Source organism: Pedococcus sp. P1_H8 (assembly GCF_056405175.1).
On record NZ_JBFUCP010000074.1, the window covers coordinates 1 to 595 of the forward strand.

Genomic DNA, 595 nt, shown 5'->3' on the forward strand with positions numbered 1-595 from the left:
CGGGCGATCGCCCGGCGCGTCAACGGCCACGCCACCGCACTCGCCGCCGGGCTGCGCGCCGCGGGCGTCGAGGTGGTGCACGAGGCGTTCTTCGACACCGTGCTCGCCCGGGTGCCCGGCCGCGCCGACGCCGTCATCTCGGCCGCGAAGGCCTGGAACGTCAACCTGCGGCGCGTCGACGCCGACCACGTGGGCATCTCCTGCGACGAGGCGACCACCGCGGCGCACCTCGAGTCCGTGCTGGCCGCGTTCGGGGTGGGCGGTGCGGCGGTGCCGCAGGGCGCAGACTCGCTGCCGGCGTCGCTCGCGCGGACCTCCCTGTTCATGACCCACCCGGCCTTCGTCGCGTACCGCACCGAGACCGCGATGATGCGGTACCTGCGCCGGCTCTCGGACAAGGACATCGCGCTGGACCGCAGCATGATCCCGCTCGGTTCGTGCACCATGAAGCTCAACGCGGCTGCCGAGATGGAGGCCATCACCTGGCCGCAGTTCAACAGGCTGCACCCGTTCGCGCCGACCGGCGACGCCCCCGGCATGCTGCAGATCATCACCGACCTGCAGGACTGGCTGGCCGCGATCACCGGCTACGACG

Annotated in this window: 1 pseudogene; it reads left to right on the plus strand. The window is 72.6% G+C overall.

What is annotated here, in order from left to right:
* Positions 1–595: pseudogene (locus tag AC1DYG_RS18905) on the plus strand (glycine dehydrogenase (aminomethyl-transferring)); the annotation flags it as partial.